The organism is Peptoniphilus phoceensis (assembly GCF_001517665.2).
Classification (GTDB): domain Bacteria; phylum Bacillota; class Clostridia; order Tissierellales; family Peptoniphilaceae; genus Peptoniphilus_A; species Peptoniphilus_A timonensis.
Genome location: NZ_LN999808.1, coordinates 97,090 through 111,640, shown reverse-complemented (window position 1 = coordinate 111,640; position 14,551 = coordinate 97,090). Strand labels below are relative to the sequence as shown.

Annotated in this window: 16 protein-coding genes; all 16 read left to right on the top strand. The window is 34.6% G+C overall.

Annotation, left to right across the window (positions count from 1 at the left end):
* The first annotated feature begins 14 nt into the window (after positions 1–14).
* The 16 genes from BN3657_RS02550 (at position 15) to BN3657_RS02475 (ending at position 14,392) form a co-directional block, all read left to right on the top strand.
* Positions 15–779, top strand: a complete 765-nt coding sequence (locus tag BN3657_RS02550; protein ID WP_062551643.1) for a TatD family hydrolase — start codon at positions 15–17, stop codon at positions 777–779.
* Positions 776–1,327 carry a ribonuclease M5 gene (gene rnmV, locus BN3657_RS02545; RefSeq protein ID WP_062551642.1) on the top strand — a complete coding sequence of 184 codons (552 nt, stop codon included), beginning with the start codon at positions 776–778 and terminating at the stop codon, positions 1,325–1,327. The genes BN3657_RS02550 and rnmV overlap by 4 nt, the downstream gene beginning before the upstream one ends.
* Complete coding sequence (gene rsmA / locus BN3657_RS02540) at positions 1,320–2,171, top strand: 16S rRNA (adenine(1518)-N(6)/adenine(1519)-N(6))-dimethyltransferase RsmA (protein ID WP_062551641.1); 852 nt, start codon at positions 1,320–1,322, stop codon at positions 2,169–2,171. The genes rnmV and rsmA overlap by 8 nt, the downstream gene beginning before the upstream one ends.
* A gap of 7 nt (positions 2,172–2,178) precedes the next feature.
* Positions 2,179–2,529: an ArsR/SmtB family transcription factor gene (locus BN3657_RS02535; RefSeq protein WP_062551640.1), complete on the top strand. Its 351-nt coding sequence runs from the start codon at positions 2,179–2,181 to the stop codon at positions 2,527–2,529.
* Positions 2,530–2,650: 121 nt separating this feature from the next.
* On the top strand, positions 2,651–2,878 hold the full coding sequence (locus BN3657_RS02530; protein ID WP_019139403.1) for a glutaredoxin family protein: 228 nt from the start codon (positions 2,651–2,653) through the stop codon (positions 2,876–2,878).
* A 62-nt stretch (positions 2,879–2,940) separates the two neighbouring features.
* Positions 2,941–3,507, top strand: coding sequence for a manganese efflux pump MntP (locus tag BN3657_RS02525; RefSeq protein ID WP_062551639.1), 567 nt, complete (start codon positions 2,941–2,943; stop codon positions 3,505–3,507).
* 541 nt (positions 3,508–4,048) lie between these two features.
* Positions 4,049–4,363: an OadG family protein gene (locus tag BN3657_RS02520; RefSeq protein WP_062551638.1), complete on the top strand. Its 315-nt coding sequence runs from the start codon at positions 4,049–4,051 to the stop codon at positions 4,361–4,363.
* Between the two features lie 41 nt (positions 4,364–4,404).
* Positions 4,405–4,842: a biotin/lipoyl-containing protein gene (locus BN3657_RS02515; protein WP_062551637.1), complete on the top strand. Its 438-nt coding sequence runs from the start codon at positions 4,405–4,407 to the stop codon at positions 4,840–4,842.
* 18 nt (positions 4,843–4,860) lie between these two features.
* On the top strand, positions 4,861–5,997 hold the full coding sequence (locus BN3657_RS02510) for a sodium ion-translocating decarboxylase subunit beta (RefSeq protein ID WP_062551636.1): 1,137 nt from the start codon (positions 4,861–4,863) through the stop codon (positions 5,995–5,997).
* Between the two features lie 72 nt (positions 5,998–6,069).
* Positions 6,070–7,041, top strand: coding sequence for a glutaconate CoA-transferase subunit A (gene gctA, locus BN3657_RS02505; protein WP_062551635.1), 972 nt, complete (start codon positions 6,070–6,072; stop codon positions 7,039–7,041).
* Positions 7,041–7,838, top strand: a complete 798-nt coding sequence (gctB, locus tag BN3657_RS02500) for a glutaconate CoA-transferase subunit B (protein WP_062551634.1) — start codon at positions 7,041–7,043, stop codon at positions 7,836–7,838. The genes gctA and gctB overlap by 1 nt, the downstream gene beginning before the upstream one ends.
* Positions 7,839–7,875: 37 nt before the next feature.
* Positions 7,876–9,645: an acyl-CoA carboxylase subunit beta gene (locus tag BN3657_RS02495; protein ID WP_019139396.1), complete on the top strand. Its 1,770-nt coding sequence runs from the start codon at positions 7,876–7,878 to the stop codon at positions 9,643–9,645.
* Positions 9,646–9,886: 241 nt separating this feature from the next.
* Complete coding sequence (locus BN3657_RS02490) at positions 9,887–10,705, top strand: acyl-CoA dehydratase activase (RefSeq protein WP_019139395.1); 819 nt, start codon at positions 9,887–9,889, stop codon at positions 10,703–10,705.
* 20 nt (positions 10,706–10,725) lie between these two features.
* On the top strand, positions 10,726–12,048 hold the full coding sequence (locus tag BN3657_RS02485; protein ID WP_019139394.1) for a 2-hydroxyacyl-CoA dehydratase subunit D: 1,323 nt from the start codon (positions 10,726–10,728) through the stop codon (positions 12,046–12,048).
* Positions 12,049–12,060: 12 nt separating this feature from the next.
* The gene (locus BN3657_RS02480; protein ID WP_019139393.1) at positions 12,061–13,209 is read left to right on the top strand and encodes a 2-hydroxyacyl-CoA dehydratase subunit D; all 1,149 of its coding nucleotides are present in this window, start codon (positions 12,061–12,063) and stop codon (positions 13,207–13,209) included.
* Between the two features lie 184 nt (positions 13,210–13,393).
* Positions 13,394–14,392, top strand: coding sequence for an ornithine cyclodeaminase (locus BN3657_RS02475; RefSeq protein ID WP_062551633.1), 999 nt, complete (start codon positions 13,394–13,396; stop codon positions 14,390–14,392).
* Positions 14,393–14,551 lie beyond the last annotated feature (159 nt).

The following is a 14,551-nucleotide window of genomic DNA, read 5'->3' as shown; positions in this document are numbered from 1 at the left end:
AGTTAGGAGAAAAGATGATAGATTCACATGTACACTTAGATGATCCTGCCTTTGATGAAGATAGGGAAAGTCTTATAAAGAGTCTAGCTGAAAATGGAATAGAACTCGTTATTAATAATTCTTCTGATCTAGCATCTTCAGAAAGGTCAGTAGAACTTGCAAATAAGTATGAAAATATCTATGCAGCTATAGGAGTCCATCCTCACGAAGCTGATTCTTATAATGATGAAGTGGAAAAAAGACTTATAGAACTTTCTAAAAATAAAAAAGTTCTTGCTATTGGAGAAATTGGACTAGATTATTACTATGACAATTCTCCTAGGGATGTTCAAAAAGAAGTCTTTAAAAAACAAATTGAGCTTGCAGCAAGGCTTGGCAAAAATATTGTGATTCACTCACGTGATGCAGCTAAGGACACTTTTGATATTTTAAAAGAAGCTCATGAAAAATATGACTTCACAGCTCTTATTCATTGTTTTTCACAATCAGTAGAAATGATGGAAGAGTACATGAAGATGGGAGACTACATTGCCCTTGGCGGAGCAGTTACTTTTAAAAATTCAAAGACTCCAAAGGAAGTTGCAAAAGTTGTTCCTTTGGACAGGCTACTACTTGAGACAGACTGTCCTTATATGACTCCAGTCCCTTATAGGGGCAAGAGAAATGAACCAAAACTTGTGAAGTTTACTTGCCAATATATTGCTGATTTAAGACAGACTGATCCAGCTGAAATAGAAAAAGTTACAGCAGAAAATACAAAGAGGTTTTTTGGAATATGAAAATGACAATTAAAGAAGTAATTGTCGCAGAGGGTCGTGATGATGAAATTGCCATAAAAAAGGCAGTTGATGCAGAAATTATAACCACTCACGGCTTTGCTTTTGGAAGAAAGTTAATAAATCTCTTAAAAGAAATGGATAAGAAGAAGGGAATAATAATTTTTACGGATTCTGACTACATGGGTTCTCAAATTAGAAAGAGAATTGCTGATGAAATCCCTACTGCAAAACATGCCTACCTTTCTCAAAGTGTATCCACAAAACATGGAGATATTGGTGTTGAAAATGCCTCTCCAGAAGAAATCTTAAAAGCACTAAAAGCAGCTAGAGCAACAAAGACAGAAATGTCTTCGGAATTTACTATGGCTGATTTAATAGAAAATAGATTGATAAATTTTGATGATTCAAAAAATAGACGAGAAATGCTTTCGGAAATCCTAAAAATAGGATATGGAAATGGTAAAAAGACTCTTCACAAATTAAATTCCTTTGGCATAACGAGGGAAGAATTTGATGAAGCGATGAAGGAAGTGAACTCCCATAGATAGATTATATAAACCCAGCAAACTTTCAGAGGTTCTTTCAAAGTACGGCTTTAGATTTACAAAATCTCTGGGACAAAACTTTTTAATAGATGGAAATATAGTTAGAAAAATTGCTGATGCAGCTGAAGTAAATGAAAATGACAACATTTTGGAAATAGGTCCTGGTGTTGGAACCATGACAGAAGAACTTGCCTTACGTGCAAAAAAAGTCTTGGCAGTTGAAATTGATGAGAAATTAAGAGAACTTCATAAGGAAACTTTAAATATAGATAATGTAAAAGTTATTTATGGCGACTTTCTCGACTTAGATTTAAAAAAATTGACAGAAGAAGAATTTGGGGATGAGCCCTTTAAAGTTGTGGCAAATCTTCCCTATTATGTGACTACGCCAATAATAGAAAAATTAATTTTATCTAAAGTAAATTTAATTTCAATTACTGTAATGGTTCAAAAGGAAGTTGCAAAAAGACTTGCAGCCAAGCCGGGGAATAAGGACTATGGATCTTTATCTGTTTTTATAAATTATTACACAGATTGTAATTACAAGTTTCAAGTTCCAAGTTCAGTATTTATGCCAAAGCCAAATGTTGACTCAGCAGTTGTCAACCTAAAGATGAAAGAAAGAGAAGATCTTGATACAGACTTCTTATTTAAAATAGTTAGGGCAGCCTTTACTACTAGGAGAAAAACTCTAGTAAATTCTTTTTCAAATTCAAAACTTCCTTATACAAAGGATGATATAAAAAGAGCTCTTGAATTAAGCGGAATTGATGGAAGTAGAAGGGCGGAAACCTTAACTTTAGAAGAATTTATAATTTTAAGTGTAAATTTTAAAAGTGTGGGGTAATGAAATAATGAAGGGAAATTTTATAGATGATATTCCTGAAAAAGTTCAAAAGGATATATCAAACTTTAATGAAAAAGAAAATTTAATAGAAAATTTATCCCAAATTTTCAAGGCCCTATCTGATCCAACTAGAATAAAAATAATTTATGCTCTAATAAATGGTCCCCTTTGTGTTTCTGATATTTCAGAATTATTAGACATGAGTCAGTCATCTATATCTCACCAACTTGCCCTACTTAGATCACAAAATCTAATTAAGGTAAAAAGGCGTGGGAGAAGGGCATATTATTCCCTAGATGATGAGCACGTCCTATGTATATTTAAGGATGGACTAGAACATGCAGAGCACAAGTTGTAAGATTTATAAAAGTATACTATCTATTTTGTAAATTTTATCTATAAAACAAAGAAGTAGTCTTAAATTATTTGATTTTTTTAAGAGTTGGAGTATAATTAAAAGACAATGAGGAGGAAATAAAATGAGTAAAGTAACAGTATATACAAGCAACACTTGCCCTTATTGCACAATGGCAAAAGATTATCTAAAAGAAAGAGAAGTATCTTTCGAAGAAAAAAACGTACAAACTGATAAGGAAGCAAGACAAGAATTAATGGCAATGGGATACACAGGTGTTCCAGTAATTTGCGTTGATGATGAACAAATCGTTGGCTTTGACAAAAATAGATTAGACGAACTATTAAAATAATTGTTTAAAAAATGAGATAAAGATAGATGCTTTTTGGCATCTATTTTTTTTGGGGAGAGAAGATGAATTTATTTTCAGTATTTTTAGTAGGCCTTGGACTTTCAATGGATGCCTTTGCAGCAGCTGTTTGTAAGGGACTTGCAATAAAGAAAAACTTTTTAGAAAAATCCCTTGTTATTGCCCTTTTCTTTGGAGTTTTTCAAGGTTTAATGCCCTACATAGGTTACCTTTTGGGTTCGATTTTTGCAGAAAAACTTCAAGCAATTGACCATTGGATTGCTTTTATCCTTCTTGGTGTAATTGGATTAAACATGATAAGAGAAGCAAGAGATAAAACTTGTCCAATAGAAGAAGATAGGCTTGATATAAAAAATTTATTTGTACTTGCCATTGCAACATCTATTGATGCTTTGGCAGTTGGGGTTTCCTTTGCCTTTTTAGAAATAAAGATATCACTTGCAGTTTTAGTTATAGGATTAACAACTTTTGCGATATCTTTTGTTGGAGTTCAAATAGGGAAGTTTTTTGGAATAGCCTTAAAAGACAAGGCACAAATCACTGGTGGAATAATATTAATTCTTTTAGGTGTAAAAATATTAGCCCAACATTTGGGCTTACTTTCTTTCTAGTTTTGCCATTAAATTTTTAAAATCTTAAAATTCTTTCTATATTAAAACCAAATGTGTACTTACAAAAAACTTCCGGAATTATTTTTGGGAAGTTTTTTCTATATAAATTCTTATAAAATAAAAATCAGATGTGAAAAATTTTTTAAATTTTAAAATAGTTAATTGATATTATAACTTTACAAAAAGATAAGTCATCTTAGGATTTTATTTGAAAAAGGTAAATAAAATATTTGAATTTTCATTTAGTCAAAGATTTTGCCTCAAAAATTAAAATTTAATAAAAAATAAAATATTATTAAATCTTTTTTTAACAAATGTAATCAATAGTTAAAAATAATTAAAATTTGTTTATTTGGAAGATTTTATTAAAAAGGCTTTCCTTTATTTTGACCATATTTTAATGTATAATTAGTTTGCAAAAGATTTTGATTAATTGACGTTACATATTGTTTTTAATTGAATTAATTTTAGGTCTTTGTTATAATATTCTTAAAAGCTGGAATGGATTCCGTAATATGAAATCACGTGGGGAGGTGTGATAATGTTAGGAGATGTTAGTCTTACCATGAGCGAGGCTTTTGGAGTGGCATTGACAGGTTTGTGTGTTGTATTCTTGGCTCTTATATCTTTGTTAATAGCAATTGTTATTATTACTAAAGTAGTAGGAGCAATTCAAGGTAAAGAAGACCCATCAAAAGCAAATGCAAGTCAAGCGAAAAAGTCTTCACCGAAAGCAGCACCAGTTGATAATTCAATGGACCCTGCACTTTTAGCAGCAATAGTTGGAGCGATCAGCATGCAAGAAAGATCAAGAGTTGAAAGTTTTAGAATCGTATCTATAAACGAAAAGAAATAAATTATTTAAATTATTCTATTATTTATGAAAAGGAGAAATTAATGAAGTATCAAGTTAAAGTAGATGGAAAAGTTTTTGAAGTAGAAGTTGAAAAAGTTGGCGGAGGATATGCATCTCTTACACCAGCATCATTAACAGCAGCACCAGCAGCAGCACCTGCAGCAGCTCCTCAAGCAGCACCTGCACCAGCAGCAGCACCTGCACCTGCAGCACCAGCTCCTCAAGCAGCAGCTCCTGCACCAGCAGCAGCACCTGCAGCATCAGGCGGATCTGGAGATGTAGTTGCACCAATGCCAGGAACTGTTCTTAAAGTAAATGTAAACAATGGAGACACAGTAGCATCAGGAGATGTAATTCTTATTCTTGAAGCTATGAAGATGGAAAACGAAATCGTAGCTCCATGTGCAGGTAAAGTAACACTTAATGTAAAAGCGGGAGAAACTGTAGATACTGACGCATTACTAGCAAGTGTTGAATAATAGGGAGGTCAAAAACATATGTTAATTGAAACATTACAGGGAATACTCGCCGAATCGGGGTTTGCATCCTTACAATGGCAAAATGTGGTAATGTTTGTAATTTCTTTTATTCTTCTATATCTTGCGATAAAAAAAGAATTTGAACCACTATTACTTCTTCCTATTGCATTCGGTATGCTTCTTAGAAACTTACCGCTAACAGGATTAATGGATGTAGCAGACCCTTGGCAATCATCAGGTGTGCTTGCAATAATGTATAATGGTGTTAAGTCAAACTTATTCCCATGTCTAATTTTCATGGGTGTAGGAGCAATGACTGACTTTGGTCCACTTATTGCAAATCCAATTTCACTTTTACTAGGTTCAGCAGCACAATTTGGTATTTATGTAGCCTTTATCGTAGCTGTTAAACTTGGATTTACTGGACCAGAATCAGCAGCAATTGCTATTATCGGTGGAGCAGATGGTCCAACAGCTATTTTCACAACATCACAATTAGCACCACACTTACTTGCACCAATAGCAGTAGCAGCTTATTCATACATGGCACTTATTCCAATGATTCAACCGCCAATTATGAAGGCTTTAACTACTGAAAAAGAAAGACAAACAGTTATGACATCACTAAGAAAAGTAACTAAGCTAGAAAAAGTTATTTTCCCAGTGGTAGTTGTACTTTTCACATCACTACTTCTTCCAGACGTAGCACCACTTCTTGGTATGCTTATGCTTGGAAACCTATTTAAGGAATCAGGAGTAGTAGCTAGATTATCTGACACTGTACAAAATGCTCTTATGAACATTGTTACTATCATGCTTGGTGTAACAGTTGGAGCAACTGCAGACGGAGCAACTTTCCTACAACCAGCAACAATTAAAATTATTGCTCTTGGTTTAATGGCATTCTGTTTTGCAACAGCAGGCGGTGTTATTTTTGGAAAAATTTTATATATTGTAACTGGTGGAAAAATTAATCCACTAATTGGATCAGCTGGTGTATCAGCAGTACCAATGGCAGCGCGTGTTTCACAAGTTGAAGGTAGAAAATACAATCCTACAAACTTCTTACTAATGCACGCAATGGGACCTAACGTTGCGGGAGTTATTGGCTCAGCCGTAGCAGCAGGTGTATTCTTAATTCTATTTAGTCATTAATTCATTCAGCTCCATTGTGAGCTGAATATTTATGCAATCAAGTTATATATTGAACAATAAGGAGGTTTTAACTTGAGTAAAGTAATGAATCTTAAAGACGCCATAGCAAAATATGTTGAAAATGGCGACGTAATATCTCTTGGGGGATTTACAACTAACAGAAAGCCTTACGCAGCAGTAAACGAAATCTTACGTCAAGGACAAAAAGATTTTATCGTTGAAGCAGGACCTGCAGGAGGAGATTGGGACACATTAATTGGAGCTGGCAGAGTAAAAGCATACATAAATTGCTACACTGCTAACTCAGGATATACAAACGTATCTAGAAGATTTAGAGCAGCAATTGAAAAGGGAGAACTTCTAATGGAAGACTACTCTCAAGACGTTGAAATGCAAAGAATTCACGCAGCTGCACTTGGACTTCCATATCTACCATGTAGATTAATGATGGGTTCTGGTCTAGTTGATGAATGGGGTATCTCTAAAGAAGAAAGACAAAAAATCGACAAACTTCCAAATGACAAATTCATCTATGTTGAAAACCCATTCAAAGAAGGAGAAAAACTTGTTGCAGCACCAGTTCCAGAAATTGACACTGCAATAATTCACGTACAAATGGCTTCTCCAGATGGAACTACAAGAATTCTTGGAAACACATTCCACGATGTTGATATTGCAATTGCAGCTAAAAAAGTTATCGTAACTTGCGAAGAACTTGTAAGTGATGAATACATTAAAAACTTTGATGCAGCTGACAACAAAATTCCAGGATTCTGTGTTGATGCAGTAGTTCACGCACCATTTGGAGCTCACCCTTCACAATGTTATGACTATTATGACTACGATGCTGATTTCTACAAAATGTACAATGTTAAATCAAAGACAGAAGAAGATTTCAATGCATTCCTAGACGAATGGGTATACGGAGTTGACGATCACGAATCATACCTAAACAAACTTGGTGCTACAAGACTTATAGGACTTAGAAATGTTCCAGGATTTGGATACGCAACAGACGTACTAAAGAAGGGAGAAGAAAAATAATGGCTAGATACGATAATTACACTAATAAAGAAATGCAAGCAGTTACAATTGCAAGACAAATTAAAGATGGTCAAATCGCAATTGTAGGTACAGGACTACCACTAATTGGTGCTTCTCTTGCAAAAGCAGTTTATGCTCCTAACTGTTACCTAATCGTAGAATCAGGACTTATGGACTGTGACCCAATCGAAGTTCCAAGATCAGTTGGTGACAACAGATTTATGGCACACTGTGGTGTTCACTGGACAAATGCAACTTACGTTGGATTCCAAGCTAACGAATGGAGACACGACAAGAAGAGAATGATCGCATTTATCGGTGGAGCTCAAATCGACCCATACGGAAATGTTAACTCTACAGTAATCGGCGACTACCACCACCCTAAGACAAGATTTACAGGATCTGGTGGAGCTAACGGTATTGCAACTTATGTAAACACAATTATCATGATGCAACACGAAAAGAGAAGATTTATAGAAAAAGTTGACTATATTACTTCTCCAGGTTGGATCGACGGCCCTGGTGGAAGAACTAGAGTAGGTATTCCTGAAAATGTTGGACCACAAATGGTTGTAACTGATAAAGGTATCTTAAAATTCGATGAAGATACTAAGAAAATGTATCTTGCAGGATACTATCCTTCTTCATCACCAGAAGATGTTCTTGAAAACACTGGATTTGATCTTGATGTATCTCGTGCAGTTGAACTTGAAGAACCAGATGAAGATGTTATTAAACTAATAAGAGAAGAAATCGACCCAGGCGAAGCTTTTATAAAGAGACCTGTTGAAGATTAATAGTAAATAAATAGATAGATAGAAAATAGGAGGACAAATGACTCAATATTCACTTTCTTCATATTTCCAAAATATGAAGACTATTGGGAATCCTTTGAGGGCAGTAGACGAAGATAACTTCAATCAACTAAGAGAAGTTGAAGAAGAAATCAGAGAGTTTGCTGAAAAAGCTCTTGCTGCTGGAAAACCAGATGCAAAAGTAAATGAACGTGGCGAAATGACCGCACTTCAAAGAATTGCTGAACTTATCGACGAAGGTACTTGGTGCCCACTAAATACAATTTATAACCCTGGTGACAATGATCACGGAACAACTGGTGTTGTTAAAGGACTTGCAAAAGTTGATGACAGATGGGTTTACATCGTTGCATCAGATAACAAGAAACTTGCAGGTGCATGGATTGCAGGACAAGCTGATGACCTTCTAAGAGCATCAGATACAGCTGAAAGACTTAGAATTCCACTAGTTTATATACTAAACTGTTCAGGTGTAAAACTTGATGAACAAGAAAAAGTATATCCAAACAGACGTGGTGGCGGTACTCCATTCTACAGAAACTCAAGACTTAACCAATGTGGAGTTCCTGTAATTGTTGGTATTTATGGTACTAACCCAGCAGGTGGTGGATACCACTCAATTTCACCTACAATTATAATTGCACATAAAGATGCAAACATGGCTGTTGGTGGAGCTGGAATCCTTGGCGGTATGAATCCTAAGGGATATATCGACGAAGAAGGAGCAAATCAAATAGCAGATCAAACTGCTAACGCTAAGAAAACTACTCCTCCAGGATCAGTTGGAGTTCACTTTGCTCAAACTGGTTTCATGAGAGAATGTTATGTTGAAGAAGAAGGCGTACTTGAAGGTATTAGAAAATATCTTTCTATGCTTCCAAAATTTGATAGAGAATTCTTTAGAGTAGACGATCCAAAGAATCCACTATATGATCCTAACGATATGTATTCTTTAATTCCACTTAACGGTAAAAAAGCTTATGATGTTTATGATGTAATCGCAAGACTTTTTGACGGTTCAGAATTCATGGAATACAAAAAAGGATACGGTAGAGAAATGGTAACTGGTCTTGCTAAAGTTAACGGACTTTTAGTTGGTGTTGTAGCTAACGTTCAAGGTCTATTAATGGGCTATCCAGAATACTACAATGATCCAAAACACATCTCAATTGGTGGTAAACTTTATAGACAAGGTCTTATAAAGATGAATGAATTCGTAACACTTTGTGCTAGAGATAGACTTCCTATAGTATGGTTACAAGATACTACTGGTATCGACGTTGGTGACGATGCTGAAAAGGCAGAACTACTAGGACTTGGTCAATCACTTATTTATTCAATCCAAAACTCTGATCTTCCACAAATGGAAATTACAATGAGAAAAGGTACTGCAGCAGCTCACTATGTACTTGGTGGACCTCAAGGTAATGACACTAACGCATTCTCACTTGGAACTGCAGCAACTGAAATCAACGTAATGAATGGGGAAACAGCAGCTACTGCAATGTACTCTAGAAGACTTGCAAAAGATAAAAAAGCTGGAAAAGATCTTCAACCTACTATTGACAAGATGAACGACTTGATTCAAGATTATGCAGAAAAATCAAAACCATTCTCTTGTGCTAAGTATGGTCTAGTAGATGAAATTGTAAATATGAATCTTTGGAGAAACTATATTATTGCTTTCACTGAAAGTGCTTACCAAGATCCAGATTCTATTTGTCCAGTTCATCAAATGCTTACTCCAAGAATTATTAGAGATTACGATAGACTAAATAATATTAAATAATATAAAAAATATGACAATTTATTGGATAATCTCAAAAGGATTATCCAATATTTTTGCATATGACAATATGCCTTACTATAAGTAAAAAATAATATTTATTTTATTATAATAGTAAAGTCTCAAGCCCTTAGAATCCTTGAAAATTCGGCTTTCAAGCCTCTAGTGATTTTGACAAAGATACATAATTATAGTAGAATTAAGAAGAGTAAGATATTAATGTTAAAATTAAAGAGGAGATTGTATGGCAGAAGCTATTTATACAATGGGCGTCGATATTGGTTCGACTGCCTCAAAGAGTATTATTTTAAAGGATGGCAAGGAAATTATCTCAAGCTCCTGTATTGATGTTGGAGCTGGAACAAGTGGTCCATCAAGAACAATTAAAGAAACTCTTGAGAGTGCTAACTTGACAAGAGAGGACATAGCCTATGTTATGGCAACTGGATATGGCAGAACTTCACTAGAAGAAGCAGATTTCCAAATGTCTGAACTTTCATGTCACGCTAAGGGTGCTTATTTCTTATTCCCAAATGTACGTACAATCATTGATATCGGTGGACAAGATGCCAAGGCTCTAAAAATTGGAGATAATGGTATGCTTGAAAACTTTGTTATGAATGATAAGTGTGCCGCAGGTACTGGAAGGTTCTTAGATGTAATCGCAAAAGTTCTTGAAGTAGATGTTTCCAAGCTAGAAGAATTAGACAAACTGTCTACTAAAGACGTTAGTATTTCTTCTACTTGCACTGTTTTTGCTGAATCAGAAGTTATTTCACAACTCGCAAGTGGAACGAAGATTGAAGATATAGTTAAGGGGATTCACCAATCAATTGCCGCAAGAGTAGGTTCTCTTGCAAAGAGGGTTGGTTTAAATGACGACATAGTATTTACAGGTGGTGTTGCTTTAAACGAGGGTATGGTTAGAGCTCTCGAAGATAATACAGGACACAAGATCCACACTTCACCTTTATGTCAACTAAATGGTGCTCTTGGAGCAGCGCTATTTGGATATCAAAAATGTAAATTGGAAAAATTAAAAGATAAAAAGGCTAATGCATAATTTATTTTAGGAGGTAAACTATGGCTGAAAAAATTCAAAAAATACCTGGTAAGAAACCAAGACCAATCGAAGGAAACATTCCTGCAGCTCAAGCGTTAAGAAATGTAGTAGATAGAGTTTACGGAGCAGCATGGGATGCTAAAAAAAGAGGAGAACTAGTTGGATGGTCATCATCTAAATTCCCTATTGAACTTGCAAAGGCATTTGGACTACACGCAGTATATCCAGAAAACCACGCAGCAACAACTGCAGCTAAAAAAGACGGTTTAAGACTTTGTCAAACAGCTGAAGATATGGGATACGACAACGACATTTGTGGTTATGCAAGAATTTCACTTGCTTATGCAGCTGGAGAACCAACTGACTCAAGAAAGATGCCACAACCAGACTTCGTACTTTGCTGTAACAACATCTGTAACATGATGACTAAATGGTATGAAAACATTGCAAGAATGCACGATATTCCAATGATTATGATTGATATTCCATTCCAAAATACAGTTGATGTACCAGAAGAAAAAGTTGATTACTTAATGGGACAATTCGAATACGCTATTCACCAACTTGAAAAACTTACTGGTAAGAAATTTGATGAAAAGAAATTCGAAGAAGCTTGTCAAATTGCTAACAGAACTGCAGCAGCATGGCTTAAAGCATGTTCTTACATGGCTTATGAACCATCTCCACTTTCTGGATTTGACCTATTTAACCACATGGCAGACATTGTAGCTGCAAGATGTGAAATTGATGCAGCAGAAGGATTTGAACTTCTAGCAGCAGAATATGAACAATCAGTTAAGGAAGGAACTTCTACTTGGGAATACCCAGAAGAACACAGAATCCTATTTGAAGGTATACCTTGCTGGCCAGGACTAAGAAACCTATTTGAACCATTAAAACAAAATGGTGTTAACGTAACTGCAGTAGTATATGCACCTGCTTTCGGTTTCCAATACACAACTGTTAGAGAAATGGCTGCAGCTTACTGTAAAGCACCTTGTTCAGTATGTATCGAAGACGGTGTTGAATGGAGAGAAACAATGGCTAAAGAAAACGGAGTTTCTGGAGCACTTGTTAACTACAATAGATCTTGTAAACCATGGTCAGGAGCAATGCCTGAAATCGAAAGAAGATGGAGAGAAGACCTTGATATTCCAGTAGTTCACTTTGACGGTGACCAAGCTGACGAAAGAAACTTCTCTCAAGAACAATACAAGACAAGAGTTCAAGGTTTAGTAGAAATTATGAACGAAAGAAAAGCAGACAGACTTGCTAAGGGCGAAGATGTTTACACTAATTTCGAAAACACTAAAGAAACTGACTGGTCTAAGACTACAATTTAATAGGGGTGCAAAATGACTGATATAAAAGAATTATTAAAAGAATTTAAACATATAGCAGAAAACGGAAGAGAACAAATTGACAAGTACCTTGCTGAAGGTAAAAAAGTTGTCGGTGTATTCCCTTACTATGCACCTGAAGAAATTATCTATGCAGGTGGACTAGTACCTTACGGAGTTTGGGGAGGACAAGGTCCAATTGATAAGGCTAAAGAATATTTCCCAACATTCTACTATTCACTAGCTCTTAGATGTCTAGAAATGGGTCTTGACGGATCACTAGACGGACTTAGCGCATCAATGATTACAACTCTTGATGATACACTAAGACCATTCTCTCAAAACTACAAAGTTTCTGTAGGTAGAGAAATCCCAATGATTTTCTTAAACCACGCACAACACAGAAAAGAAGACTTTGGTAAAACTTACAATGCAAAAATCTTTAAACAAGCTGCAGAAAGATTAGAAGAAATTTGTGATGTTAAAATCACTGACGAAAATCTAAAGAAAGCTTTCGAAGTATATAACGAAAACAGAGCTCTAAAGAGAGAATTTGTTAAATTATGTGGTGACTACTCTAAGACAATTAAAGCATCTGATAGATGTAACGTTCTTAAAGCTTCTTTCCACATGCTTAAAGATGAACACAACAAGATGCTAAAAGAACTTATTGAAGCTCTTAAAGCAATGCCAAAAGAAGAATGCAATGGACCAAGAGTAGTAACTTCTGGTATCATCACTGACAACCCAGCACTTCTTGAAGTTCTTGACAACTTCAACATCTGTGTAGTTGCAGATGACGTTGCAAGTGAATCAAGAGGATTCAAAGTTGACGTTGATACTTCTATTGAAGATCCTTACATGGCTCTTGCTGATCAATTTGCAAGAATGGACGAAGATCCAATTCTTTACGATCCAGATATTTGGAAGAGACCAAAATATGTTGTTGACCTAGCTCTTGATAATGATGCTGACGGATGTCTTCTATTCATGATGACATTTAACGATACAGAAGAAATGGAATATCCATCATTAAAACAAGCTTACGAAAAAGCTGGTATTCCACTAATTAAGATGGGTTATGACCAACAAATGACTGACTTTGGTCAAGCTAAAACTCAACTTGAAACATTTAACGAAATGGTTCAACTTAATAGAATGTAATAAAAATATAAATTTTAGGCGCCGAGCAATCGGCGTCTTTTTTATGCCTAAAAATAGTAGCATCTTTTCTGATATAATAATCTTTAGAAGTTAATAAAATATTTTATAAAATGTAAAGCTAAAAGAAATTTAAAAGTTTAAGTAAATTTAATTTATATATTATAAAAAATAAGGAGAAAAACTTATGGAGATTTTAATTTTAAGGGAAGAAGATATTTTAAAAGCAGTTGATATAAAAGATATTATTGAAGCTGACAAAGAAGCTCTAAAATCTTATAGCCAAGGGAAATCCGACATTCCTCTTAGAACTGTTATTGATGTTGATAAAGAAAGTTCTAGCACTGCAATTTTTATGCCTGGTTTTATTAAAGATAAAAATGCTCTTGGCATGAAAATAATTGATATCTATCCACAAAATATTGAAAAAGGACTTGTAAGTGCACCTTCTACAATGATTTTAATAGATAGGGCAAATGGTTTTGTTAAAGCTATTTTAGATGGAACAGTTTTGACAAGATTAAGAACAGGAGCAGTTTCTGGTGCTGCAACAGAACTTTTATCTAATAAAGATGCTAAAGAATTTTTATTAATAGGAACTGGGGGACAAGCTGCAACACAATTAGAAGCAGTCCTTGCAGTTAGAAAAATCAAGAAGGCCTATGTGTATGATATAAATTTTAAAAGGGCAGAAACTTTTGCAAAAGAAATGGATGAAAAATTAAAAAAATATGGAGCAGAAATTCTTCCTGTAAATGATATGAATAAGATATTGGGTCAAGTTGATATCATAACAACAGTTACTACTTCTAAAAAAGCAGTCTTCAATGGAAATAAAGTAAAAAGAGGAGTCCATATAAATAGTGTTGGATCTTATAGGCCGGATATGCAAGAAACACCTGCTGAATTTATTGTAAGAGCTGATAAAATTTTTACAGATACAAATGAAGGTGTAATAAAAGAAGCTGGTGATGTAATAATTCCTATAAAAGAGGGAAAAATTAAAGAAGAAAAAATTTCTCACGAGCTGGGCAATCTTCTTTTGGGAGAGGAAGTTGGAAGAGAATCAAAAGATGAGATAACTTGGTTTAAGACAGTTGGCTTTGCCGGTCTTGATCTAGTTGCTGCAGAGCGAATTTATGAACTTGCCCTTGAAAAGGAAATAGGTAGAAAAATAGAGATGTAAAATTATATATTTCTATATAAAACTGTCAGGCTTGGCAGTTTTTTATTTTGAATAAAGTTAAAATTTTTAGAAAATTTAATAAAAGCCAGTAGGAATTTATTAAAAAAAGTATAAGAGATTAGTAAATTTAAAAGGTAAAAATTTAAAAATAATAAAAAT

Bases quoted from the DNA above. Each gene is read 5' to 3' on its own strand.
- BN3657_RS02550 (WP_062551643.1), top strand. From the start codon at position 15: ATGATAGATTCACATGTACACTTAGATGATCCTGCCTTTGATGAAGAT.
- rnmV (WP_062551642.1), top strand. From the start codon at position 776: ATGAAAATGACAATTAAAGAAGTAATTGTCGCAGAGGGTCGTGATGAT.
- BN3657_RS02535 (WP_062551640.1), top strand. From the start codon at position 2,179: ATGAAGGGAAATTTTATAGATGATATTCCTGAAAAAGTTCAAAAGGAT.
- BN3657_RS02530 (WP_019139403.1), top strand. From the start codon at position 2,651: ATGAGTAAAGTAACAGTATATACAAGCAACACTTGCCCTTATTGCACA.
- BN3657_RS02525 (WP_062551639.1), top strand. From the start codon at position 2,941: ATGAATTTATTTTCAGTATTTTTAGTAGGCCTTGGACTTTCAATGGAT.
- BN3657_RS02520 (WP_062551638.1), top strand. From the start codon at position 4,049: ATGTTAGGAGATGTTAGTCTTACCATGAGCGAGGCTTTTGGAGTGGCA.
- BN3657_RS02515 (WP_062551637.1), top strand. From the start codon at position 4,405: ATGAAGTATCAAGTTAAAGTAGATGGAAAAGTTTTTGAAGTAGAAGTT.
- BN3657_RS02510 (WP_062551636.1), top strand. From the start codon at position 4,861: ATGTTAATTGAAACATTACAGGGAATACTCGCCGAATCGGGGTTTGCA.
- gctB (WP_062551634.1), top strand. From the start codon at position 7,041: ATGGCTAGATACGATAATTACACTAATAAAGAAATGCAAGCAGTTACA.
- BN3657_RS02495 (WP_019139396.1), top strand. From the start codon at position 7,876: ATGACTCAATATTCACTTTCTTCATATTTCCAAAATATGAAGACTATT.
- BN3657_RS02490 (WP_019139395.1), top strand. From the start codon at position 9,887: ATGGCAGAAGCTATTTATACAATGGGCGTCGATATTGGTTCGACTGCC.
- BN3657_RS02485 (WP_019139394.1), top strand. From the start codon at position 10,726: ATGGCTGAAAAAATTCAAAAAATACCTGGTAAGAAACCAAGACCAATC.
- BN3657_RS02480 (WP_019139393.1), top strand. From the start codon at position 12,061: ATGACTGATATAAAAGAATTATTAAAAGAATTTAAACATATAGCAGAA.
- BN3657_RS02475 (WP_062551633.1), top strand. From the start codon at position 13,394: ATGGAGATTTTAATTTTAAGGGAAGAAGATATTTTAAAAGCAGTTGAT.